Annotated in this window: 21 protein-coding genes; 3 read left to right on the top strand and 18 right to left on the bottom strand. The window is 63.2% G+C overall.

The features are described 5' to 3' along the window. Positions 1 to 22 precede the first annotated feature (22 nt). The 3 genes from nifJ (at position 23) to VFV96_14275 (ending at position 5,721) form a co-directional block, all read left to right on the top strand. A complete protein-coding gene (nifJ, locus tag VFV96_14285; GenBank protein HEU5071568.1) occupies positions 23 to 3,634 on the top strand; it encodes a pyruvate:ferredoxin (flavodoxin) oxidoreductase in 3,612 nt (1,203 codons plus the stop codon). A gap of 27 nt (positions 3,635 to 3,661) precedes the next feature. Further along, complete coding sequence (locus VFV96_14280; GenBank protein ID HEU5071567.1) at positions 3,662 to 4,672, top strand: dihydroorotate dehydrogenase-like protein; 1,011 nt, start codon at positions 3,662 to 3,664, stop codon at positions 4,670 to 4,672. A 113-nt stretch (positions 4,673 to 4,785) separates the two neighbouring features. Next, positions 4,786 to 5,721, top strand: coding sequence for a radical SAM protein (locus tag VFV96_14275; GenBank protein ID HEU5071566.1), 936 nt, complete (start codon positions 4,786 to 4,788; stop codon positions 5,719 to 5,721). 32 nt (positions 5,722 to 5,753) lie between these two features. On the opposite strand, the gene VFV96_14270 is transcribed toward VFV96_14275, so the two are convergent. From VFV96_14270 to VFV96_14185, 18 genes are all read right to left on the bottom strand, one after another. Next, complete coding sequence (locus tag VFV96_14270) at positions 5,754 to 6,269, bottom strand: paraquat-inducible protein A (protein HEU5071565.1); 516 nt, start codon at positions 6,267 to 6,269, stop codon at positions 5,754 to 5,756. 62 nt (positions 6,270 to 6,331) lie between these two features. Beyond that, complete coding sequence (locus tag VFV96_14265) at positions 6,332 to 9,832, bottom strand: transporter substrate-binding domain-containing protein (protein ID HEU5071564.1); 3,501 nt, start codon at positions 9,830 to 9,832, stop codon at positions 6,332 to 6,334. A gap of 102 nt (positions 9,833 to 9,934) precedes the next feature. Further along, positions 9,935 to 10,360 (bottom strand): OsmC family protein, encoded by a 426-nt coding sequence (locus VFV96_14260; GenBank protein HEU5071563.1) that lies wholly within the window; start codon positions 10,358 to 10,360, stop codon positions 9,935 to 9,937. 42 nt (positions 10,361 to 10,402) lie between these two features. Continuing rightward, positions 10,403 to 11,497 carry an NADH:flavin oxidoreductase/NADH oxidase gene (locus VFV96_14255; GenBank protein HEU5071562.1) on the bottom strand — a complete coding sequence of 365 codons (1,095 nt, stop codon included), beginning with the start codon at positions 11,495 to 11,497 and terminating at the stop codon, positions 10,403 to 10,405. 19 nt (positions 11,498 to 11,516) lie between these two features. Continuing rightward, positions 11,517 to 12,533, bottom strand: coding sequence for an NAD(P)-dependent alcohol dehydrogenase (locus tag VFV96_14250; GenBank protein HEU5071561.1), 1,017 nt, complete (start codon positions 12,531 to 12,533; stop codon positions 11,517 to 11,519). Between the two features lie 86 nt (positions 12,534 to 12,619). Next, positions 12,620 to 13,030, bottom strand: a complete 411-nt coding sequence (locus tag VFV96_14245) for a DUF983 domain-containing protein (protein ID HEU5071560.1) — start codon at positions 13,028 to 13,030, stop codon at positions 12,620 to 12,622. Continuing rightward, positions 13,027 to 13,926 (bottom strand): NAD(P)-dependent oxidoreductase, encoded by a 900-nt coding sequence (locus VFV96_14240; protein ID HEU5071559.1) that lies wholly within the window; start codon positions 13,924 to 13,926, stop codon positions 13,027 to 13,029. The genes VFV96_14245 and VFV96_14240 overlap by 4 nt, the downstream gene beginning before the upstream one ends. A gap of 37 nt (positions 13,927 to 13,963) precedes the next feature. After that, positions 13,964 to 14,908: a ferritin family protein gene (locus tag VFV96_14235; GenBank protein HEU5071558.1), complete on the bottom strand. Its 945-nt coding sequence runs from the start codon at positions 14,906 to 14,908 to the stop codon at positions 13,964 to 13,966. Positions 14,909 to 14,969: 61 nt separating this feature from the next. Further along, the gene (locus VFV96_14230) at positions 14,970 to 16,274 is read right to left on the bottom strand and encodes a sigma-70 family RNA polymerase sigma factor (GenBank protein ID HEU5071557.1); all 1,305 of its coding nucleotides are present in this window, start codon (positions 16,272 to 16,274) and stop codon (positions 14,970 to 14,972) included. Continuing rightward, positions 16,271 to 16,684, bottom strand: coding sequence for a YciI family protein (locus VFV96_14225; protein ID HEU5071556.1), 414 nt, complete (start codon positions 16,682 to 16,684; stop codon positions 16,271 to 16,273). The genes VFV96_14230 and VFV96_14225 overlap by 4 nt, the downstream gene beginning before the upstream one ends. A 91-nt stretch (positions 16,685 to 16,775) precedes the next feature. Continuing rightward, positions 16,776 to 17,324: an SRPBCC family protein gene (locus VFV96_14220; GenBank protein ID HEU5071555.1), complete on the bottom strand. Its 549-nt coding sequence runs from the start codon at positions 17,322 to 17,324 to the stop codon at positions 16,776 to 16,778. A 43-nt stretch (positions 17,325 to 17,367) separates the two neighbouring features. Beyond that, on the bottom strand, positions 17,368 to 17,664 hold the full coding sequence (locus tag VFV96_14215; protein ID HEU5071554.1) for a MoaD/ThiS family protein: 297 nt from the start codon (positions 17,662 to 17,664) through the stop codon (positions 17,368 to 17,370). Beyond that, entirely contained in the window at positions 17,661 to 18,827 is a 1,167-nt protein-coding gene (locus VFV96_14210; GenBank protein HEU5071553.1) for an exo-alpha-sialidase, read from the bottom strand. Before VFV96_14210 ends, VFV96_14215 begins: the two co-directional genes overlap by 4 nt. A 59-nt stretch (positions 18,828 to 18,886) precedes the next feature. Then, positions 18,887 to 19,450, bottom strand: coding sequence for an SRPBCC domain-containing protein (locus VFV96_14205; protein HEU5071552.1), 564 nt, complete (start codon positions 19,448 to 19,450; stop codon positions 18,887 to 18,889). Positions 19,451 to 19,498: 48 nt separating this feature from the next. Then, positions 19,499 to 19,930, bottom strand: coding sequence for a VOC family protein (locus tag VFV96_14200; GenBank protein ID HEU5071551.1), 432 nt, complete (start codon positions 19,928 to 19,930; stop codon positions 19,499 to 19,501). A gap of 77 nt (positions 19,931 to 20,007) precedes the next feature. Beyond that, complete coding sequence (locus VFV96_14195; GenBank protein HEU5071550.1) at positions 20,008 to 20,421, bottom strand: DoxX family protein; 414 nt, start codon at positions 20,419 to 20,421, stop codon at positions 20,008 to 20,010. A gap of 5 nt (positions 20,422 to 20,426) precedes the next feature. Then, entirely contained in the window at positions 20,427 to 20,831 is a 405-nt protein-coding gene (locus VFV96_14190) for a YciI family protein (GenBank protein HEU5071549.1), read from the bottom strand. Positions 20,832 to 20,937: 106 nt separating this feature from the next. Next, positions 20,938 to 21,867: an NADP-dependent oxidoreductase gene (locus VFV96_14185; protein ID HEU5071548.1), complete on the bottom strand. Its 930-nt coding sequence runs from the start codon at positions 21,865 to 21,867 to the stop codon at positions 20,938 to 20,940. Positions 21,868 to 21,875 lie beyond the last annotated feature (8 nt).

The raw sequence follows: 21,875 nt of genomic DNA, 5'->3' as shown, positions 1-21,875 counted from the left end.
TTCGTGAACGCAATTTCAACTCATGAACGCACGAAAACTGGTCACCCTCGATGGCAATGAGGCGGTCGCCAACATCGCCTACCGCCTGAACGAGGTCATGGCAATCTATCCCATCACTCCGTCCTCACCCATGGCCGAGTTTTGCGATCAATGGTCGTCCGAGGGGCGGAAGAACTTGTGGGGCACGGTGCCGTCGGTGGTTCAATACCAGAGCGAGGGCGGTGCCGCGGGCGGTGTGCACGGCGCGCTTCAGACGGGATCGCTGGCGACCACGTTTACGGCGTCGCAGGGGCTGCTGTTGATGATCCCCAACATGTTCAAGATCGCGGGCGAACTGCTGCCCTGCGTGTTTCACGTCACGGCCCGCACGATTGCGACGCATGCGCTGTCCATTTTCGGCGATCACAGTGACGTGATGGCGGTGCGCTCGTGCGGTTGGGGCATGTTGTGTTCCGCCAGCGTGCAGGAAGCCACGGATTTCGCGCTCATCGCGCAGGCGGCGTCACTGAAGGCGCGCCTGCCGTTCGTGCATTTCTTTGACGGATTTCGCACGTCGCATGAGGTGCAAAAAATCGAGATGCTCGCGGAGGCGGACATCCGGGCGATGATCAATGATTCGCTGGTCAATGCATTCCGCGCCCGGGCAATGTCACCTGACCGGCCGGTGTTGCGGGGCACGGCGCAAAATCCCGACGCGTTTTTCCAGGGTCGCGAAGCGTGCAATCCCTATTACCAGGCCTGCCCTGACATTGTGCAGGAGGCCATGGCGCAATTCGCCCGCATTGTGGGCCGCAGCTACAACCTCTTCGATTATGTCGGCGCGCCGGACGCTGATCGTGTCATCGTGCTGATGGGCTCAGGCTGCGAGGTTGCGCACGAAGCGGTCGAACATCTGATGAAACAGGGCGAGAAGGTCGGGGTGCTCAAGGTGCGGCTGTTTCGCCCCTTTGACCTGGGCAAGTTCCTGGCCGCGTTGCCGGCGACGGTGAAGAAGCTGGCCGTCCTTGACCGCACGAAGGAACCGGGCGCGGCGGGCGAGCCGCTTTACCAAGACGTGGTGGCCGCCGTGGCCGAGGCGGTGATGAACGGCTCCAGCCAGTTTGCAGCCATGCCGAAAATCGTCGGCGGCCGCTACGGTTTGTCATCGAAGGAATTCACGCCGGCCATGGTCAAGGCGGTGTTCGACAATCTGGCACAGGCCAGACCCCGGCATGGTTTCACCGTGGGCATTCAGGATGACGTCTCCCACACCAGCCTGCCCGTGGACCCGGACTTTTCGACCGAGCCGGACAGCGTGGTGCGCGCCATGTTCTACGGGCTGGGGGCGGATGGCACAGTGGGGGCGAACAAGAATTCCATCAAGATCATCGGCGAGGGCACGGACAATTTTGCGCAGGGCTACTTCGTTTACGACTCCAAGAAATCCGGCAGCATGACCGTGTCGCACCTGCGTTTTGGGCCGCAGCAAATCCGGTCCAGCTATCTCGTCAGCCGCGCGAATTTTGTGGCCTGCCACCTGCCCGGGTTTCTGGAGAAGTTCGACCTGCTGAAGAACCTCGTGCCGGGCGGCGTTTTCCTGCTCAACACGCCTTACGGCCGGGACGAAGTGTGGTCGCACCTGCCGACGCCGGTGCAGAAGCAGCTCCTCGCCAAGCGGGCGAAATTTTACGTGATCGATGCCACCACCGTGGCCCGGAACAGCGGCATGGGCGGGCGCATCAACACCATCATGCAGGTTTGCTTCTTCGCCCTGGCCGGCGTGCTGCCGCGCGAAACCGCCATCGAGGCCATCAAGCATTCCATCAAAAAAACCTACGGCAAAAAAGGCGAGGAGGTGGTGGCGATGAACCTCAAGGCGGTGGATCACACGCTGGAGCACCTGCATGAAGTGCCGCTCACGCAGCCCGTCAACGGTGCCGGCCCGTTGCTCCCGCCGGTCAGCCCGGCGGCTCCCGCATTCGTGCGGGACGTGCTGGGCCGGCTCACGGCCGGGGAGGGCGACGAACTGCCGGTGAGCGCCTTTCCGGCGGACGGCACCTTTCCCACGGGCACCGCGCAGTTTGAGAAGCGCAATCTGGCCCTCGAAATCCCGGTGTGGGATGAGAAGGTCTGCATCCAATGTCTCAAGTGCGTGGCGATTTGTCCGCATGCCACCATCCGCGCGAAGGTGTATGACGATGCGGAATTGAAGAACGCGCCGGCCCTGTTCAAGTCCACCGCCTCGCGCCTGCCGGAATTCAAGGGCCAGAAGTTTACCCTGCAGGTGGCGGCGGAGGACTGCACGGGTTGCGGCATCTGTGTGGATGTCTGCCCTGCGCGCAACAAGGCCGAGGCCAAATTGAAAGCGATCAACATGCGGCCGCAGGCGCCGTTGCGCGAGGCCGAGCGCGCCAACTGGGATTTCTTCCTGGGCCTGCCGGAACTGGACCGGCGCAAGGTGAAGACCACCACGTTGCGCCAGCAGCAGTTGATGCAGCCGCTCTTCGAATTCAGCGGCGCGTGCGCCGGCTGCGGCGAGACGCCCTACATCAAGATGCTGTCGCAACTGTTCGGGGACCGCGCCGTGATCGCCAATGCCACCGGCTGCTCCTCGATTTACGGCGGGAACCTGCCGACCACGCCCTACGCCACCAACAAATGCGGCCGCGGGCCGACGTGGTGCAATTCGTTGTTCGAGGACAACGCCGAGTTCGGCCTCGGCTTCCGGGTGTCGCTGGACAAGCAACGGGAGTTCGCGGCCGAACTCGTGAAAAAACTGGCGCCGCAGCTCGGCGACAATCTCATCACGGGCCTGCTGCTGGCCGATCAACACGATGAAGCCGGCATCCAGGAGCAGCGCGAGCGCGTGGAGATTTTGAAGCGGAAACTTGCTGTTTTGACCACGCCCGAGGCCCGGTTGCTGGCCTCGCTCGCCGACACGCTCGTAAAGCGCAGCGTGTGGATTCTCGGGGGCGACGGCTGGGCCTATGACATCGGCTACGGCGGCCTGGACCACGTGCTGGCGAGCGGCCGTGATGTGAACGTGCTCGTGATGGATACGGAAGTGTATTCCAACACGGGCGGCCAGATGTCGAAGTCCACGCCGCGCGGCGCGGTGGCGAAATTCGCCGCGGGCGGCAAGCCGGCCGGAAAAAAGGACCTGGGCCTCATCGCCATGACTTACGGCAACATCTACGTGGCGAGTGTCGCGATGGGTGCTAAGGATGAGCATACGTTGAAGGCGTTCGTCGAGGCGGAGAGTTATCCGGGACCGTCCCTGATCATCGCCTACAGCCATTGCATCGCGCACGGCATCGCGCTCGACCTGGGAGTGGGCGCCCGGCAGCAGAAGGCGGCGGTGGAGTCCGGCCAGTGGCTGCTTTACCGCTATGACCCCCGGCGCGCCGAGCGTGGCGAGAATCCGCTGCAACTGGATTCCGCGGCGGCCCGGATGAAGGTGCAGGACTACATGCTTACGGAAAACAGGTTCAAGATGCTCACCAAGAGCCGGCCCGACGACGCGAAGAAGTTTTTCGCCCAGGCACAGGCGGACGCCGACCGGCGGTGGAAGTTCTACGAATACCTCGCCCAGCGCCCGTTTGCGCCGGCCCAGCCCGCACCCGCACCGGCGACGCCCTCAACGGTCGAAAACTGATCTGCCGCCCACAACCAGGACTGTCTCATGGACCTCAGCACAAATTATCTCGGACTGAAACTCCGCACGCCACTGGTGCCCTCGGCGTCGCCGCTCTCGGAGGATCTGGGCAACATCAAGCGCATGGAAGACGCGGGCGCGGCGGCGGTGGTGTTGTATTCGCTCTTCGAGGAGCAGTTGCGTCTGGATCGCATCGAGCTGGCGCAGCACCTCGAGCACGGGACGGAGAGCTTCGCCGAGGCGCTGACCTATTTCCCGGAGCCGGAGAACCTGAAGCTCGGTCCCGAGGAATACCTCAAGCACATCGCCCAGGCCAAGGCGGCGGTGAACATCCCCGTCATCGCAAGCCTCAACGGTTCGTCCGCGGGCGGCTGGACGGAATACGCCCGGCAAATCCAGCAGGCGGGCGCCGACGCGCTGGAACTGAACATCTACTACATCCCGACGGATGTGAACCTCACGGGCACTGACGTCGAACAGACCTACCTCGACATTCTTCAGGCCGTGAAGTCGGAGGTGAGCATTCCGGTGACGGTGAAGTTGAGCCCGTTCTTCAGCAACTTTGCCAACATGGCGAAACGGCTGGACGAAGCCGGGGCCAACGGGCTGGTGCTGTTCAATCGCTTCTATCAGCCGGACATCAACCTCGAAACGCTCGAAGTCCAGCCGAACATTCTCCTCAGCACGCCGATGGCCATGCGGGTGCCGTTGCGCTGGGTGGCAATTCTCCACGGCCGCATCCAGGCGAGCCTTGCAGCGACCAGCGGCGTGCACCGGGCGACCGACGTGTTGAAGGTGCTGATGGCCGGCGCGGATGTGGCGATGCTGTGCTCCACCTTGTTGCGGCACGGTGTCAAGCACATCGCCGACGTGGAAAAGGACCTGGTCGCGTGGCTGGAGGAACACGAATACGAATCGGTGACGCAGCTCAAGGGCAGCTTGAGCCAGAGGAATTGTGCCGATCCGAGCGCCTTTGAGCGCGCCCAATACATGCGCGCCATCTCGAGTTATCCAGTGCCCACGTCCCGGCTTGGCTAGACCGGTCAATGATGTCGTGCCGGACCGGCGCCGAATCCGGCGACCTGCCAAGAAATGGCCGAGAATTGCCAAGGCGGGTGTAGTAGGCGGGCCGGCGCAAACCTAGATTGCCAATGAATACTGTGGAAGAGTTGACTTCCAAATCCGCCGTTGCGACCGAGCCGTTCGACAAGAAACGGCGCGGCGGTTCGCTGTCGCACCTGCCCCGCGAAACGGCGTTCGGCTGCCCGCGCGACTTCCTCGACAATCGGTTCGTCTATGTCGTGCTCTCACCCCGGGCCCGCGGCTTGTCAGTGGGCGTCAACTTGAACCCCGACCGCTACTGCGACTTCGACTGCGTGTATTGCGAGGTGAACCGCACCCAGCCGCCGCGCGACACCCGGCTCGACACGGACGTGATGGCGGTCGAATTGCAGCGCACGCTCGAATTCGTGGCCTCCAATCAACTGCGGGAACGGCCGGCCTATCGCAATCTGCCGGTGGAACTGCTGGAACTGCGGCATGTGGCGCTCAGCGGCGATGGTGAACCCACGCTGTCACCGCAGTTTGCCACGGCCGTGCGCGAGGTGGTGCACATCCGTGCGCTGGGCAAATTCCCCTTCTTCAAACTGGTCCTGATCACGAACGGCTCCGGGCTGGACCGCCCGGAAGTTCAACAGGGGCTGAAACTCCTGACGCGCCAGGACGAAATCTGGATCAAGCTCGACGGCGGCACGCAGGCCTACATCAACCGCGTCAACCGTCCGCGCAGTGTGACCCTGGAACAGACGCTGGCGAACATTGTGCTCGTCGGCCAGCAACGGCCCGTGGTGATTCAAAGCCTCTTTCCCGCCATCAACGGCGAGGAGCCGCCGGCCGAGGAAATCGAGCAGTTTGCGCTCCGGTTGCGCGAGTTGAAGGAGAAGGGGGCGCAGATTTCGCTGGTGCAAATCTATTCAGCCTCGCGCCCGATACAGAACGTCGGCTGCAGTCATCTCCCGCTGAAAAGCCTCTCCCGTATCGCCCAAACCGTCCGGCTCGTGTCGGGGCTGAAGGCGGAAGTGTTTTAACCGGCGCGTCGCCCCGCATCTTTCCGGCGGGTTCAATGGTTCAGCCGGGCAACCACCTTGCCCGTCCACAACGAGGCGAACTGTGTCAGCATGACGGAAATGAAAAACAGGAAGAAACCGTCCTCAACCTTGATGCTGGCCACACCGCCAGATTTCACCGTCAGCACGAGAATCGCCACCACGAACACGTCGAGCATCGACCACTTGCCGAGGTTGGCGACGAAGTGAAACAGCTTCCGGGCGTGGTCGCTGTCGAGCTTGGGATGCAGCCATAGCACGAGCATGGCGTTGATCTTCACGAAGGGGAAACACACCGTGAACACGAACAGGATGAGGAACAGGAACAGCTCGCTGGCCTGCCACAGGACGACCAGCCCGCGATAAACCGAAATCTGGTTTTCAAACAGCCACAGCTTCGTCACCGCCGTGAACGGCCGGAAGAGGCCGGCAATGAAAAAGCCCAGCGCCAGCACGAGCATGGCGACGATGGCGCCGCCCGCGCGCGGATGCGCGGCGAGCAGCGATGATCTGGCAATTTTGGCGCCCAACGCGCCCGACGATATTCTTGAGCCGTGGGGATGGTCAATGGGCGATTGCCCGGTGGCGCGGTTCAGGCGTCCATGGTTCGCCGGACGATTTCGAGAATTTGCTGCGGTGTGCTGGGCTTGGGCAGAAACTGGCAGCCCGGCGTCATGACCAGTTCCTGGCCGGCCAGTTCGGCACTGTAACCGGAGGTGAAGACGACCTTCAGCGCGGGCTGCTCACGGCAGAGCTGGACGGCCAGGTCATGACCGCCCAGTCCGCCGGGCATCACGAGGTCGGTCAACAGCAGGTCAATGTGTTCCCGATGTTCCCGCCAAAGCCCCAGTGCCGTCGGTCCATCGGCCGCCGCGTGCACGCGGTAGCCGTGACGCTCGAGCACCGCCTGCGTCAGGCGTTGCACGGCGGGCTCGTCTTCCACGAGCAGGATGGTTTCACGGCCGCCTTGCGTGGGTGCGGGCTTCGCCGGGTCGAGACCGGTTTCGCGGGACGTGGTCAGTTGCGGCAGCAGGATTTCGAACCGCGCGCCCTGGCCCGGTTCGCTTTGCACGCGCACCGCGCCGCCGTGCTGTTTGACGATGCCAAACACGGTGGCGAGTCCGAGGCCCGTTCCCTTGCCCGGCGCCTTGGTGGTGAAGAACGGCTCGAAGACGCGCGACAAATTCTCGGGCGGAATGCCGCAACCCGTGTCCTGCACGGCAAGGCAGAGATAGGCTCCGGTCGCCACGTCGGGGAATTCGCCGGCGGTGCCGGCCACGACCTGGCGGAGCGACGTTTCGATGGTGAGCCGTCCGCCGTCCGGCATCGCGTCCCGCGCATTCACCGCCAGATTCATGAGCACCTGATCGAGCATGCCCGCGTCGGCCTGCGTCAACGCCGGCGAGGCGTGGAGGTTGAGCTCGATGCGGATATCCTCGCCCAGGATGCGCTGCAACATTTTGACGAGGTGCGTGACGATTTCGTCCACGTCCACGGGCCGCGGCTGCATCACCTGGCGGCGGCTGAACATGAGCAGTTGCCGGGTCAGTGCGGCGGCGCGGTCGGCTGCGGTGCGGATGTCGGCGAGCGCATCGCGCGTTTCCGCGGGCAGATCTTCGTGCAGGGCCGCGAGGTCCGCCTGCATCATCATCGACGTGAGAATGTTGTTGAAATCATGCGCCACGCCGCCGGCGAGCTGGCCGATGGCCTCCATTTTTTGCGAGTGGCGCAGTTGTTCCTCAAGCCGCTGCTCCTCGAGCTGGCCGAGCAGCATGGAAACCAGGTTGGCCACCGCCACGGCGAACGTTTGTTCGTCCGGTGTCCACTGGCGCACGGGGCCGATGTGTTCGCAGCACAGCACGCCCGCCGTGTCGCCGCGCAGGTGCAGGGGCGTGTCCAGCATGGACGTGATGCCGAGCGGCTGGAGGTAGGCGGCGGTGAACTGTTCCGTGCGCGGGTCGTGCGCGGCGTCGTGGGCGGCAATGACATCCGAGTCGGCCAGCGCCCGGAAATACGGCGGATTCAACGCGGCAGCGAGCTCGGTGCCGCTGGAATGACGCCGGGCGGCGCGCTCGAACAGTTCCGCGCAAACGATTGCCGCCTTGTTCGTAGTGTAACGCCACACGCTCACGCGTTCCACGTCCAGTGTCCGGGCAACAATCTCCGTGAGTTGTTGCAGGATGGTGTTGAAATTGCCGGCCTGCAGCGCGTGGTTGCGTGTCAGCGTGCTCAGTGCCGCCTCCTGCCGGGCGTAACGCTCATTCAGGGTCAGCAGGGCCTGGCGGTTGCGATGATGCACAATCCCGATGGCGGCGGTGTGCGTGGCGGCCTCCATCAGGCGCCGGTGCTTGTCCGTCGGCCGGCCGGGTTCGCGGAAATAAACGGCGAAGGTGCCCAGCACCTGGTTCTGGGCGTCGAAAATCGGCGTGGACCAGCACGCGTGCAGCCCGTGGGCCAGCGCCAGTTCGCGGAAATGCGTCCAACGCGGGTCAGTGGCAATGTTTTCCGCCAGCACCGGTGTTCGCTCGAACACGGCGGTGCCGCACGAACCGACCTCCGGCCCGACGCACATGCCGTCCACCGCCGCCACGAATTCGCGGGGCAGCCGCGGCGCGGCACCGTGCCGCAGACGGCCCTGATCCGCATCGAACAGGAGAATGGAGCACACCATCTCGGGGGACTGGGCTTCGAGCACGTTGAGGAGATGCTCGAGGATTTCCGGCAAGGGCGCGCCCGTGGCGATCATTTCCAGCGCCTTCCTTTGTCCGGCGACGAGCGCCTCGTTTTGCTTCCGTTCCGTGACGTCCAGGGCGACGCCCATCATGCGCGTGGGATTGTCCTTGGCGTCGTAGTCGCCATGGCCGCGCGAGCCGAGCCAGCGGATGCGGCCATCGGGGCGGGTGATGCGGAATTCGAGGTCGAAGCCGGTCCGTTCCGCGAGCGCCTGGCGAAAGGATTCTTCAACCCAGGCGCGGTCCTCCGGGTGAATGGCCTTCACGAATTGCAGCAACGTCAGGTCGCTGGTGGATTCGGGCAGCCCGAAGATTTGCTTCAGCTCGTCGTTCCAGAACAGCACGTCGGTGCGGGTGTTCCATTCCCAAATCCCGACGTGGCCGCCGGTCACCGCGAGGCGCAGCGTTTCTTCGCTGGCGGCGAGCGCCGCGGTGCGCCGGCGAATTTCCAACCGCAGCGTCCAGCTCCAGATGACCAGCACGATGATCAACACCCCGGCCGCGCCAATGCCGTAAAGCGCATGCCGGAGAATGGGCGTGTTCTCAAGGGAGGTGCCCATCCACTTGTCCTGAATCTGCTGGTGCTCGGCCGCGCTGATGCGGCGGAAACCGTCCTCGACCAATTGCAGCGTGGCGTGGTCGCCCTTGAGCACGGCGCGATGAAACGCGCCCACGTTGATGGGCGCGGAATGGCGGAACTCGCCCGCGATGCCCCGCTTGTGCAGGTAATAATTCGCCGGCGGCAGGTCCACGACGAACACGTTGACCTTGCCGGAAGCCGCGGCGGTGACGAGGTCCTCGTAGTTGGTGAACAGCAGCAGGGTGTTGATGCCGTGGGTTTGCAGCAGGTCGGCCGCGGCGTCGCCCCGCTTCACCGCAACGGGAAAGCCGTGCAGTGAGTCGATGTCGGTAATGCCCGAAAGATCCTTGCGAAAGAAGATGGGGACCTCGATCCGCGCGTAGGGTTTGGAAAACTCGTAGAGGGCGGAACGATCCTCGGTCTGGAAAATGGTGTCGATGACGTCAAAATCTCCGGCGCGCATGCGTTGCAGGGCCGAGCCCCAGTCCATGCCGTGCAGTTCCGCCCGGCTGCCGGTCTTCTTTTCCCAGAGTTTCCATTCATCAATGAGGATGCCTTCGAGCTTTCCCTGGGCGTTGCGAAAAACATAGGGCGGGTAATTGTCGTCCATTACCACGCGCAGGACCGCGTTGGTGACCGGCTGCGCGGGCAGCGTGGCGGGCAGGCCGATCAGCAGCCCCACAATGCTGAGGAGAATCTGGATGGCGCGGAATTTGGGAGCCGTGGCTGGCAGCACGTTCCGGCGTCCTGCATGCGTGCCGTCTTGCGTTCGCCCATTCATCGGTGGCGGCGCATCATCACCCGCCGCCCGGCCGCTGGCCACCAAAAAGCGCCGCCCCGCGGGGCCCGGTCCGCCCGGTCCCCGGGGGGCAATTGAAGAGGATTATGATTCCACCCTGGCCGTCAGGGTCACCTCGGCCTTGAGCAGGCGCGAAATGGGGCAGCCGGCCTTGGCCGTGTTGGCGATGGCCAGCACCTGGTTCGCGTCGGCGCCGGGAACCCGGGCCGCCACGTCGAGATGCGAGGCGGTAACCGTCCAGCCGGCGTCCGTTTTGTCCAGCGTCACCGTGGCCGTGGCCTGAATGGAGGCTGGTGTCAGCCCGGCCTTGCCCAGTTCGGCCGAGAAGGCCATCGCGAAACAGCCGGCGTGCGCGGCGCCGATAAGTTCCTCGGGATTCGTGCCCACGCCGTTCTCAAACCGGGTGCCGAACGAGTATTGCAATGCCTTGAGCGCGCCACTTTCCGTTGAGATGGCGCCTTTGCCGTCCTTCAAACTGCCGTTCCAAACGGCGGATGCCTTGCGTTTCATGTCTGGTCCTTTCTGGGTTGCGGGTTGTTCTGTAACTGCCGGTCAATTGAGCGCGCGACCATATTGCACGGGCGTGGCCAGCGCCGGTTTCTGGCCCAGGGTGCGTGCGGCCTGGATGGGCCAGTAGGGGTTGCGGAGCATTTCGCGGGCAAGCAGCACCAGGTCCGCCTGGCCTTGCCGGATGATGGTGTCCGCTTGTTGTGGCTCGGTAATGAAACCGACGGCGGCGGTCGCAATGGCCGCGCCGCGCCGGACGCTTTCGGCAAACGGCACCTGATAGCCGGGCTCCACCTTGATCTTTGCGTCCGGCACCAGTCCGCCCGAACTGCAATCAATCAAATCCACGCCCGCCGCCTTGAGTTGTTTCGCCAGCGCGATGCTGTCCTCGATCTGCCATCCGCCGGGCACCCAATCAACGGCCGAAATGCGCGCCGCGAGCGGCAGATTGTCCGGCCAGGCTTGGCGCACGGCCTGGGCGATTTCAACCAGGAGTCGCATGCGGTTTTCGAGGCTGCCGCCATATTGATCGGTGCGCTGGTTCGTGAGCGGCGAGAGGAATTCGTTCAAGAGATAGCCGTGCGCGGCATGCAACTCCAGCCACTCGAATCCGGCCGCCAACGCGCGCCGGGCCGTGGCCACAAAGTCGTTTTTCACCCGGACGATGTCTGCTGCGGTCATGGCGCGGGGGACTTTGGGCAGATCAGCGCCAAAGGGAATCGCGCTCGGCGCGATCGTGGGCCAGCCGCCTTCGGCTTCGGACAAGTGCGCGCCGCCGCGCCATGGCAGGGCCGCCGAGGCCTTCCGGCCCGCGTGACCGATTTGGATGCCAGGCACGGCGCCGTGCTGTTTGAGGAAGCCGGCGATGCGGGCGAGTGGCGCGATGTGGGCATCGTCCCACAAGCCGAGACAGCCCGGCGTGATGCGGCCTTCCGGCGCCACCGCCGTCGCTTCCACGAGGATCAGCCCCGCGCCGCCCACGGCCCGCGTGCCAAGGTGAACGAAATGCCAGTCGTTGGCGTATCCGTCAGTGGCCGAGTATTGGCACATCGGCGACATGCCAACGCGATTGCGGAGCGTGACCCCGCGCAGGGTAAACGGGGCAAACAGGTGCGGCGCGGAAAGGTTTTCCTGGCTCATGAAACAATGACGGGGTGGATCAGAAATCGTTCTGGAGGACGACGCGATAGCGGGCCTTGCCGGCGCGCACGTGGTCCAGCGCGGCATTCACCTGCGACATCGGGAAGGTTTCCGTGATGGGGGCGATGTTGTGCCGCGCGCAGAAGTCGAGCATCGCCGCGACGGCGGCCGGGCTGCCGGTCGGCGACCCGGAAATGGCCCGCTGCGCCGTGATGAGCGAAAATGCCGCCACGGGCACCGGCTCCAGCACCGCGCCCACGAAGTGCAATCGTCCGCGTGGCGCGAGGGTCTGGATGATGGCGTCCCAATCCAGCGGCACATTGACCGTGACCAGCACGAAGTCGAGGGCGCCCGCGAGTTTTTTCATCTGGGCACTGTCGCGGGAATTCACCACGTGATGCGCGCCGAGGCGTTTGGCCTCCTCGTGTTTGGCCGCGCTGGACGTGAAGGCGTGCACTTCGCAGCCCCATTTGGCGAGGAACGAAAGCGCCATGTGGCCCAGCCCGCCGATGCCAATCACCCCCACGCGGTCGGTGGGTTTGACGCCCGCCTGCAAAATCGGGTTGAACACTGTGATGCCGCCGCAGAACAGTGGCCCGGTCCGGGCCGGGTCGAGCGAATCGGGCAGGGGAATCGTCCACGCCCAATGCGCGCGGACCCGGTCGGCAAAGCCGCCGTGGCGCTGCACGATCGTGCCTTCGCCGTGCGCGCAAAGATTGTGGTCGCCGGAAAGGCACTGCTTGCACGCCATGCAACTGCCGGACATCCAGCCAATGCCCACGCGCTGGCCGACGCGCAGGTTCTTCGCGTGCGGGCCCACGGCCACGACTTTGCCGATGATTTCGTGGCCGGGCACAAACGGGAATTTTGCCATGCCCCACTCATTGTCGAGCATGGAAAGGTCCGAGTGGCAGATGCCGCAATATTCGACGGCGACTTCGACCTGTTCGGCGCCGAGTTCGCCCGCGTTGAATTCGAAGGGGCGCAGTGGTTCGCCCTTGTTGAGGGCGGCGTAAGCTTTGAAGGTTGGCTCCATAGGCGCGCAAGGTGAACTACAAAGCGCCGTCGCGCAACCCGCCCGCGAACAGTTTTTTTGCGGCCGCGCCGGGCGGCGAATTCGTCCTATTTTGCGTCCGGCTCGTTCGGATCCATCAAGTCGCCGCCGCGACGACGCATCAGGTAATCGAACGCAAGGCTGACACCGTTGCGGTGCGGGAGCGTGTAAATCAGCCCAAAAATCATCGCCCCGCCGCACACCAGATAAACCGCCAGCGGCGGATGCCAGACGCGGAAGTAAAAAAGCACGATGAACGGAATGAGAAACAGCGCCCGGTCGAGGAACACGAGCGGCCCGAACAAATCGCCCTGGTTTGGGAGATAGAGCAGTCCGCATACGGGGCAGCGTTCGTGGAAGTTCAGCCAGCGTCGGTAAATCGGTCCCTGGCCGCATTGCGGGCATTTGCGCCGCCACCCGCGGACAATCAGTGTCCGGTAATCCGGGATGGGATATTTCACGGTGGGTAGGGGGTTCATGACTGTGGGCCGGCGTGACGGCCTTTGAAGGTTAGTTCGGCAATGCCGGATTTGTCGAGGCCCCCAAGACCAGCGGCGACCATGCGGTCGTATTGCTCCTTGGTGGCGCGCGCCAGCGGCAGGCGCAGGCCGCATTGCTCGCCGAGCTGGAGGGCGATCCCGCTGTCCTTGGCCGCGTGGGCGGCGGAGAAAAACACCGAATGCTCACGCTGCTGCATGTCCGCCCCGTCGGTCTCCAGCACGCGCGATGCGGCTCCGGTTTGCGACAGCACTTCGCGCAGCAGGGTCAGGTCGAGTCCCAACGCATCGCCGAGCGCGAGGCCCTCTGCCAGACCGGCGGTGTTGATGTTCATCACCATGTTCACGAGCGCCTTCACCTGCGCCGCCTGGCCGGCACCGCCCACAAAACGCATGGATGCGCTGAGCTCCTGCAACACCGGCGTCGCCCGGCGAAAGGCGGCTTCGCTCCCGGCGCACATGAGATACAACGTGCCTTGCCGCGCCTGCGGAATGCTCGACGCCATGCACGCTTCGAGGCTGTCGGCGCCCGCGCGGCGTGCCGCCTGTTCGACTTCAACGTGCACCGCTGGCGAAAGAGTTGCGCAGTTGATGAACAATTTGTCCTGTGCGTTGCGCAGCAGGCTGTCGGCCTCCGTTTCGGAAAAAATCCGCCGCATCGCCGCGTCGTCACTGACAACGGTGATGATGCAGTCCGCCCGCGCCGTCACGTCCGCCAGTTGCCCGCAAGCGGCGGCGCCGATTTCGCCGGCCAGCGCCTGGGCGGCCTCCCGGTTGAGATCATAAACGGCCGTCACGGCGTGGCCACGGTCGTGCAACCGCCGGGCCATGTTGGCGCCCATGCGGCCGACCCCGACAAAACCAATTTTCTCGTTCATGCGTATCTTCTTAACGTGCGGCGCGCCGCGGCGCCACTCAGGAAATGCCGATCAGAATGCCGGCGAGGAAGACCAGGGCGCCGCCCAGCGCCACCTGGAACAGTGCCGCCGACCACGGCGTGTCCATGAACCGGTGGCGGATCCACGAGATGAGGAACAGCTCCACGAGCACCACGCAGACGGCGACCGTGGTGGCGGTTCGCACGTGCGGAATCAAATACGGCAGCGTGTGGCCGATGCCGCCCGCCGTCGTCATCAAACCGCACACCAGTCCGCGCACCCACGGGTGGCCGCGCCCCGTGAGGCTGCCGTCATCCGACAACGCCTCGGCAAATCCCATGCTGATGCCGGCGCCCACGCTGGCGGCGAGCCCGACGAGAAAGGTGGCCCAACTGTTGTGCGTGGCAAAGGCGGCGGCGAAGAGCGGGGCCAGCGTGGAAACCGAGCCGTCCATCAACCCCGCCAGCCCGGGCTGCACCACCTGCAACACAAAGAGCCGCTTGCGCCGGGCCTCTTCGCTTTCGCTGAGCTTCGCCTTGCCAATTTGTTCCGCCGTGTGCGCGTGGTTGCGTTCCTCCTCGGCGAGGTCGCCGAGCAACTGACGGATCCCCGTGTCGGCGGCGCGCGCGGCCGCGGCCTCGTAAAATCGTTTCGTCTCCAGTTCCATGCCTTCGGCAGCCCTTTGCACGGCGGTCAAGCCGAGGGGGCGCACGAGCCAGACCGGCCGGCGGTTTACGAAGCCGCGCACATCCTGGCGGCGGATCAACGGCACATGCTCACCAAAACGCTGCTGGTAAAGTTCCAGCAGCCGGTGGCGATGACCGTCCTCCTCGCGTCGCAGGTTGCGAAATTTGGCCGCCTGCTCGGGGTGGTTGTCCTGCAATCCGTCCGCGAAATCCTCGTAGATGCGCGCGTCCTCCTCTTCGAGGGAGATGGCCAGCGCGAGAATTTCCCGTTCCGTCAAGCTGTCGAATGTCTTCATGCCCGCTGGGCCAAACTTTCGCCCACCCACCCCGGGACGCAAGCCGGGAACGCGAACCGGATCAACCGGCGGCTTCGCAGGCCTGGAGCCGTTTGGCGAGGAAGACCTGCTCGGACTTGATTTCCGCCAGTTGCAGCGAGCGGCGGAAGTGATTCGCGGCGGCCTGCGGATGGTTCAGGCGCGACTCAAATTCGCCGAGCACGGCGTGGAGCAGGTAATATGAATCAAGCGATTGCAGATTGCGAATGGCGCTGACCGCGGCGATGCCCGCCTGCGGCCCGTGCACTTCCGCGAGCGCGACGGCGCGGTTCAACGCGACGACCGGTGAATCGTCAAACTCCACGAGCCGGTCGTAGAGGCTCAGGATTTGCCGCCAGTCCGTGGCCGCGTAATCCCGCGCGGCGCAATGGCACGCGGCGATGCCCGCCTGCAAATGATACTCGCTGATTTCCTGACCGGCGGCGGATTGGGCGAGGTGAAACAGGCCGCGGGCGATGGTCGGCTGATCCCAGCGGCTTCGGTCCTGTTCCTGCAGGCGGAGCAGATTGCCCTCATTGTCCACGCGCGTCGCCAGGCGGGCGGCGTTCAGCAGCATCAAAGCGAGCAACGCCCGGGTCTTGGGCTGGTTGCCGGCGGGATGTTCGGCGAGCAGGGTGGCCAGACGAACCGCTTCAAAACACACATCCTCGCGCACGAGCTTGTTGCCCATGGACGCCTTGTAGCCCTCGTTGAAGAGCAGGTAAAGCGATTGCAGCACGCCGTCGAGCCGGCGCGCCAGTTCTTCGCCCGCCGGAATCTCGAACGGGATGCGCGCTTCGCGAATTTTTTGTTTGGCCCGGGTCAGCCGCTTGGCGATGGCGGCTTCGCTGGTGAGAAAGGCCTTCGCGATTTCGGCCGGACTGAAACCGCACAGCGTTTTTAACGCGAGCGCCACCTGCGCCTCGGCGGGGATGAGCGGATGGCAGCACACGAACATCATGCGCAACCGGTCATCACGGATTTCCTGTTCGGTGAAGACCGGTTCGGCGGGCGCGCTGGCGTGGAGTTCGGTCAGCCGGGTGATTTCGGGCTCCTTGTCGCGAAAGACCTTTTCACGTCGCAACACATCCAGTGCAAGGTTGCGCGAGGCCCGCATGATCCAGGCCGCGGGATTTTGCGGGATGCCATAGAACGGCCAGGTTTGCAACGCGCGGGAAAGTGCTTCCTGCACCACGTCTTCGGCGAGGCTGAGGTGCTCGATGCCGAAAATGCGCGTCAACGTGGCGACCATCTTGCCCGCTTCCTGGCGGAACAGATGTTCCACCACCGCGGAGATTTCTCCGGGTGGTGGCGTGGGGGTGTCGCTGGCAGGCGCGGCCGGATTCACGCGGCGGCGAGTTGCGGTTCCGCGGCCGCGGTGCGGATGCGGGCCTCAATGGGGCATTCTTCGGCGACGGGCCGGACCTCGATCTGCGTGTCGTATTGCAGGGCCGGGCTGCTCTGAGCGATGGCAATCGCTTCGGCAAGGCTGTCCGCTTGCAGCAGGAGATAGCCGCCGACGGCTTCCTTGGTTTCCGCGAAGGGGCCGTCCGCCACCACACGGGCAGTTTTTCCCGTAATGATGGCGCCCTCACGGACCAGCGGCTGCGCGGCCTTGACTTTCCCTTGTTCCGCCAGCCGGTCGAACCAGCCCTTGAACTGGCTCATGGCGCGCTGAAGTTCTTCGGGCGAGTGGTGGTTATACCAGGCCGTGCCCCGGAACAGCAGCAGGTATTCGTTTTTTGCAGATGTGTTCATGGTTTTCTTTGGGTCGCGGCGGTTGTGCCGCTTCATGAAGATGACGAACGAGTCCGGGATTTTAGGACATGACATTTTGGGGCGTGGGTGCTCATTGAGCGGTCTCGGCTGCTGTTTTGAGCGCGGCCAGGCCCTTTTCAAACTGGCCACCGATCATCTTGTCCATGTTCATGAACAGGCAGAGCGCTTTCGCGAGATAGTTGTTCTCGCCGGTCATCAGCCACGTCACTTCCGTTTGATTGCCCCTGGGTTTGAAGGAGAACACCGCCGTGCTGACGCCGGCCATCGGCTTGAAGAATTCGAGTTTGAGCTGGACGAGTTCATTGGTGCGGCTCTCCGTGATGGTGGCGCGGCCTTCGCCAACATCCTTGTTGCCCACCCACGCATAGCTGGCGCCGACTCCGCCCGCCGGGCCGTCATAGGTGAGCTTCATTTCCGGATCCACCTTGCCCCACGGGTTCCACGCTTCCCAGTTTTTCAACTGGTTCACGTGCGGGAAAACCGCGGCGGGGGAAGCGTCAATCAGGATCGACCGGGTGACCCGGAACTGAGACGGCTGGAACGCCACCACGATGAGAAAGATGCCCATCAGCGCGGCCAGCGTGATGAGGATGGTTTTGAGCAAAGGTTTTTGGCGCATGGCGGGAGAACGTTGGTTGGTTGCGGTTGGAAACGGTCCGGACTCAGCCGCCGGCCATGGCACCGATGATCAGGAACGGTTCCTCGCCGGTGAGGATGGGCGCGGGCAGCGGCGTTTCCGGCGGTTCGAGCGAAAGGTCTTCCTTGCAGGCGAAGAACCGGACAAACGGACGGCGCTTCAAGGTGACATGGTCGCGAATGGTGCCGCGCAACACGGGGTATCGCGTTTCCACGGCCTCCAACACCGCACCCAACGTGACCGGGGCGGGGACCGCAAGCTGCACTTCGCCATTCACCCCGGCAAGCGTGCGCAGATGAAATGGAAGTTGAACCCGGATCATGGCAGCGTCTGCACTTCGACCGAGTAAACAGGCGGCAAATCGCGCACGATGGCGCTCCACGTGTTGCCGCCGTCGGGCGAGCAATAGACCTGCCCGCCGGTCGTGCCGAAATAAATGCCGCAATCATCGAGCTGGTCCACCGCCATTGCGTCACGCAGGACATTCACATAGCAGTTTTTCTCGGGCAGCCCCTTGCCCAGTGGCTCCCAGTCATTCCCGCCGGTTTTGCTGCGATAGACACGCAGCTTGCCGTCCGGCGGGTAGTGCAGCGAATCGCTGGTGATGGGGACGACGTAAATCGTCTCCGGCTCGTGGAAGTGCACATCGATGGGAAAACCAAAATCCGTTGGCAGGTTGCCGCTGACTTCGGCCCACTGATCGCCGGCATTGTCCGAGCGCATCACATCCCAGTGTTTCTGCATGAACAGCACGTCAGGTTTAGTGGGGTGCAGGGCGATGCGATGCACGCAATGGCCAACTTCGGCGTCGGGGTCGGGCAGTTCAAAAAGCGACTTCAGTCCGCGCGTGATGGGTTTCCAAGTTTTGCCGCCATCATCCGTGCGAAAACAGCCGCCTGCCGAGATGGCGACGTAAATCCGGTTTGGGTTTTTCGGATCCAGCAGGATGGTGTGCACGGCCATGCCGCCCGCGCCCGGCTGCCAGAGATGGCTCTTGACGTTGCGCAATCCAGGCAGTTCCTGCCACGTTTTGCCGCCATCCGCGGTTTTGAAAATCGCCGCGTCTTCCGCGCCGGCGTAGGCGGTGTCGGGATCGGTTGTCGAAGGCTCAACGTGCCAGATGCGCTTGAACTCCCACGGATGCGGCGTGCCGTCATACCAGAGGTGTTTTCCGGCTTCGCCCGCGTAAACAAACTTGTTGCTCTCGCCTTTGGGAAAGCCATCCGGACTCTTCAGTTCCTCCGCACTGCTGCCGGGCGTGATCCACGTTTTGCCGCCGTCATCGGAGCGCTGGATGATCTGGCCAAACCAACCGCTCGATTGTGACGCGTAGAGACGATTGGGATCCACAGGCGAACCCTTCAGGTGGTAAATCTCCCACCCCGCGAAGTGCGGACCGGTGATTTCCCAGTTCTGGCGCCGGCCGTCCGCCGTAAGAATGAACGCGCCCTTTTTTGTGCCGACCAACACTCGAACTTTGCTCATGGATGCTCCTATTGGTTTTTGCGGTTGTAGCGTGGAATGCGGTGACGGGTCGTTGCGGGTTATTGGGCGGGCTGGCCGGACGCCGCGTTGGCGGATGCCGGGCCGGCTTGCGTCGCTTTGGCCAGATACGCGGCGAGTTGTTCGAATGTGCCCTGCCAGCCCTGCTGCATGCCGTCGTGTGCGCCGTCGAATGTCTCTTGCTCCTCCGGCGTGGCGTTCCAGGCCGACCACTCAATGGCCAGCGTCGTGCCGCCGTCCTGTTCAAGGAAGCGCGTGGTGGACAAGGTTTCGCGCGGCCAGGTCGCGCTCATGGGGTGCCGCGTGATGCCGCCGTCCTCGTCTGAGAAGAAATTGATGAGCACGATGCGCTCTGGGGGGACGATTTCTCGATAAACAAATTTGCCCCACATTTCGGTGCCGTCGGGGGCCTGGAGGCAGTAATGGAACATGCCGCCCGGGCGAAAATCCATCTTCGCGGCGGGCATGGTGAATCCCTTTGGACCAAACCATTGCATGAGGCGCGCCCGTTCGGTCCAGGCGCGCCAGACCTGTTCACGCGGTGCGTCGAAGACCTGGGCGATGACAAACGGGCTTCCAACCGGCGTGATTGTTTCAGCAGTCATGGCGGATTCGTTTTGATTGCTGTTGAGGCTTACGGAATGTTGCCCGCGTCAGGGCGCAACATAAACCATCCATGACACGCCGAAACGGTCGGCCACCATGCCAAAGCTGGGGGAGAAAAACGTCTTGCCGAGCGGCATCTGCACCTGCCCGCCTTCGCTCAACGCGTTGAACGACTTTTCCGCCTCCGCTGCATTGGCCACGGTGAGCGACAGGGCAAAGCCGGCGAAGGTTGGTTTGCCTTCGCAGCGTCCGTCCGACGCCATGATCACAGAACCGCCAATGCGAAAGCTGACGTGCATGATTTTGTTCTCGGAACCAGGCGCACACCCCGGTTGCGGCGGCTCGGGAGCGTCCTTGAACCGCATCAGCATCTGTATTTCCGCGCCCAGCGCGCGCCGGTAGAATTCGACGGCTTCTTCGCAGCGCCCGTCGAAAAAGAGGTAGGGTTGAACCAGGTGACGATCATTGTTGGTGCTCATGATTTCTTTTCGTTTGATGTTTGTCTCCGTCCCAATGACGACGAACCAGGGCGCTGATTTGGGACAACGAAGTTCAATTATTTTCCCGCCGGTGCTCCGCCAGAACGCAAGGGGATCAATTGTCGCACGCGCGGGTCACGGAGAAAGAGTCCCCCCCAAACAGCGATGCCGACCACGACGGTCATAATGAAGGAATCGCCGATGCGCACGTTTGCGAAGGTGGCACCGCCGAGGTAACCGGTGAGCAAGATCGCGCCCAGCACGGCCGTCCGCGGGATGAGATAAATGACCGTGCAGCCCAGTTCCAAAACGCCGAGCGGAACGATGACCAATTCGGGAATGCCGAAGTGCGCAAACCCCTCCACGACGGGCTGCGGTTTCATCAGTTTCATTACCGCGCTAAACACCAGCAATGCTGCCGGCAACAAGGTCAGCACCCATCCTGTCCAAAAGAGCACCTTGGAAGGGCGGGCGGAAAATTCTGTGCTCATGTTATTTAAGCATGGGACAGTCGGGCTTCGGCGCGTAATTCTTCGGCGATTGGGCATTCGCCTGCCACGGGCCGGACTTCAACACGGATGCCGTAAGGCAGGCCGGGGCATTGCTGGCCGATGGCCACCGCCTCATCAAGCGTGCCTACCCGAAGTAGAAAATAACCGCCAATGGTCTCTTTTGATTCGGCGAAGGGCCCGTCGGAAACGAGGCGGCCATTTTTACCCGCAATAATTTTGCCTTCGCGTTCGAGTGGATTGCCGGCAATACATTTGCCCTCGTCCTTCAAGCCGTTGAACCAAGCCATCCAGCGGTCAGTGATTTGCTGCATCTCCCCGGGCGAAAGGCCTTTATACCAGTCTGTGCCGCGAAAAATCAGCATGTATCCGTGTTCTGATGTGTTGCTCATATTGATGCTCCTGTAAGGTGATATTGTCTTACTCGAAGTAACGACGTATGAGCCAGCCGAATTTGGACAATTATTTTCCCTTCGACCGAACGGCGGCTTTTTTGGATTAATCCGCCACGTGCAGGACGATTTTCCCACGCCTTCCGCCGCGCCGGGCTCGCTCGTAAGCGGCGGGGGCGTCGGCCAGCGGGAACACGTTGTCAACAAACACCATAAGTTCACCAGCATCAATCAGTCGCCCGATTTCATCCAATTCGGCTCCGTCTGCGCGCACCAACATGAAGGCGTCACGGACACGGGCGTCGGCTGAACTGGCGCTGGATGTGGCAATGGTTACCAGCCTGCCACCATTCGCGAGCAAAGCCCAGGAGCGGTCCAGCGTTTCGCCGCCGATTGTGTCGAAGACGAGATCCACGTCGCGAAGCTGGGAATCAAACCGTGTGGCCCGATAGTCAATTACCTCTGCGGCGCCCATCGCCCGAATAAAATCGAGATGCGGCGCTGATGCCGTGGCAATGACGTGGGCCCCGCGACGGCGCGCCAGTTGCACGGCAAACAGACCGACACCGCCTGATGCTCCATGAATTAAAACGCTTTGCCCGCAATGCAATTCTGCCTTTTCGAACAAGCCCTGCCATGCCGTCAACGCGGAGATGGGCACAGCGGCGGCGCGGCCGGGTTCGAGTAATCTTGGCTTGCGGGCCAGTGCGCCAGCCGGAGCAACGACGTATTCTGCCTGCGCTCCGTTGCTGAACCAATCATTCATCCCATAAACGGCATCTCCGGGCCGGAACGTCTTCACGTTCAGCCCGACGGATTCAACAACGCCTGAGAACTCATGCCCCAGCACGATTGGGAACGGACGTGGTCCACCTGCGGGTGTGCGAAATGTTGGAAACCAGGCCAGCTCGGTGGGAGTAACTGCCGTGGCCTGGACCCGGACCAGCACGGTGTCTTCACCCGCCTCTGGCTTGGGGATGTCGCCATAACTCAAGGCCTCAGGACCACCTTTACGGTTCAGGTAAATTGCTTTCATGATTCTTT

This window comes from Verrucomicrobiia bacterium (assembly GCA_035765895.1).
Taxonomy (GTDB): Bacteria; Verrucomicrobiota; Verrucomicrobiia; order Limisphaerales; family DSYF01; genus DSYF01.
Note: the sequence above shows the minus strand (reverse complement) of the source record. Positions and strands in the feature narration are given on the sequence as shown.

Coding starts and splice junctions, on each gene's coding strand:
- VFV96_14200 (HEU5071551.1), bottom strand. CDS start 19,930: ATGAGCACCAACAATGATCGTCACCTGGTTCAACCCTACCTCTTTTTC.
- VFV96_14205 (HEU5071552.1), bottom strand. CDS start 19,450: ATGACTGCTGAAACAATCACGCCGGTTGGAAGCCCGTTTGTCATCGCC.
- VFV96_14265 (HEU5071564.1), bottom strand. CDS start 9,832: ATGAATGGGCGAACGCAAGACGGCACGCATGCAGGACGCCGGAACGTG.
- VFV96_14220 (HEU5071555.1), bottom strand. CDS start 17,324: ATGCGCCAAAAACCTTTGCTCAAAACCATCCTCATCACGCTGGCCGCG.
- VFV96_14225 (HEU5071556.1), bottom strand. CDS start 16,684: ATGAACACATCTGCAAAAAACGAATACCTGCTGCTGTTCCGGGGCACG.
- VFV96_14240 (HEU5071559.1), bottom strand. CDS start 13,926: ATGAACGAGAAAATTGGTTTTGTCGGGGTCGGCCGCATGGGCGCCAAC.
- VFV96_14255 (HEU5071562.1), bottom strand. CDS start 11,497: ATGAGCCAGGAAAACCTTTCCGCGCCGCACCTGTTTGCCCCGTTTACC.
- VFV96_14250 (HEU5071561.1), bottom strand. CDS start 12,533: ATGGAGCCAACCTTCAAAGCTTACGCCGCCCTCAACAAGGGCGAACCA.
- VFV96_14245 (HEU5071560.1), bottom strand. CDS start 13,030: ATGAACCCCCTACCCACCGTGAAATATCCCATCCCGGATTACCGGACA.
- VFV96_14195 (HEU5071550.1), bottom strand. CDS start 20,421: ATGAGCACAGAATTTTCCGCCCGCCCTTCCAAGGTGCTCTTTTGGACA.
- VFV96_14260 (HEU5071563.1), bottom strand. CDS start 10,360: ATGAAACGCAAGGCATCCGCCGTTTGGAACGGCAGTTTGAAGGACGGC.
- VFV96_14210 (HEU5071553.1), bottom strand. CDS start 18,827: ATGAGCAAAGTTCGAGTGTTGGTCGGCACAAAAAAGGGCGCGTTCATT.
- VFV96_14235 (HEU5071558.1), bottom strand. CDS start 14,908: ATGAAGACATTCGACAGCTTGACGGAACGGGAAATTCTCGCGCTGGCC.
- nifJ (HEU5071568.1), top strand. CDS start 23: ATGAACGCACGAAAACTGGTCACCCTCGATGGCAATGAGGCGGTCGCC.
- VFV96_14190 (HEU5071549.1), bottom strand. CDS start 20,831: ATGAGCAACACATCAGAACACGGATACATGCTGATTTTTCGCGGCACA.
- VFV96_14215 (HEU5071554.1), bottom strand. CDS start 17,664: ATGATCCGGGTTCAACTTCCATTTCATCTGCGCACGCTTGCCGGGGTG.
- VFV96_14280 (HEU5071567.1), top strand. CDS start 3,662: ATGGACCTCAGCACAAATTATCTCGGACTGAAACTCCGCACGCCACTG.
- VFV96_14185 (HEU5071548.1), bottom strand. CDS start 21,867: ATGAAAGCAATTTACCTGAACCGTAAAGGTGGTCCTGAGGCCTTGAGT.
- VFV96_14275 (HEU5071566.1), top strand. CDS start 4,786: ATGAATACTGTGGAAGAGTTGACTTCCAAATCCGCCGTTGCGACCGAG.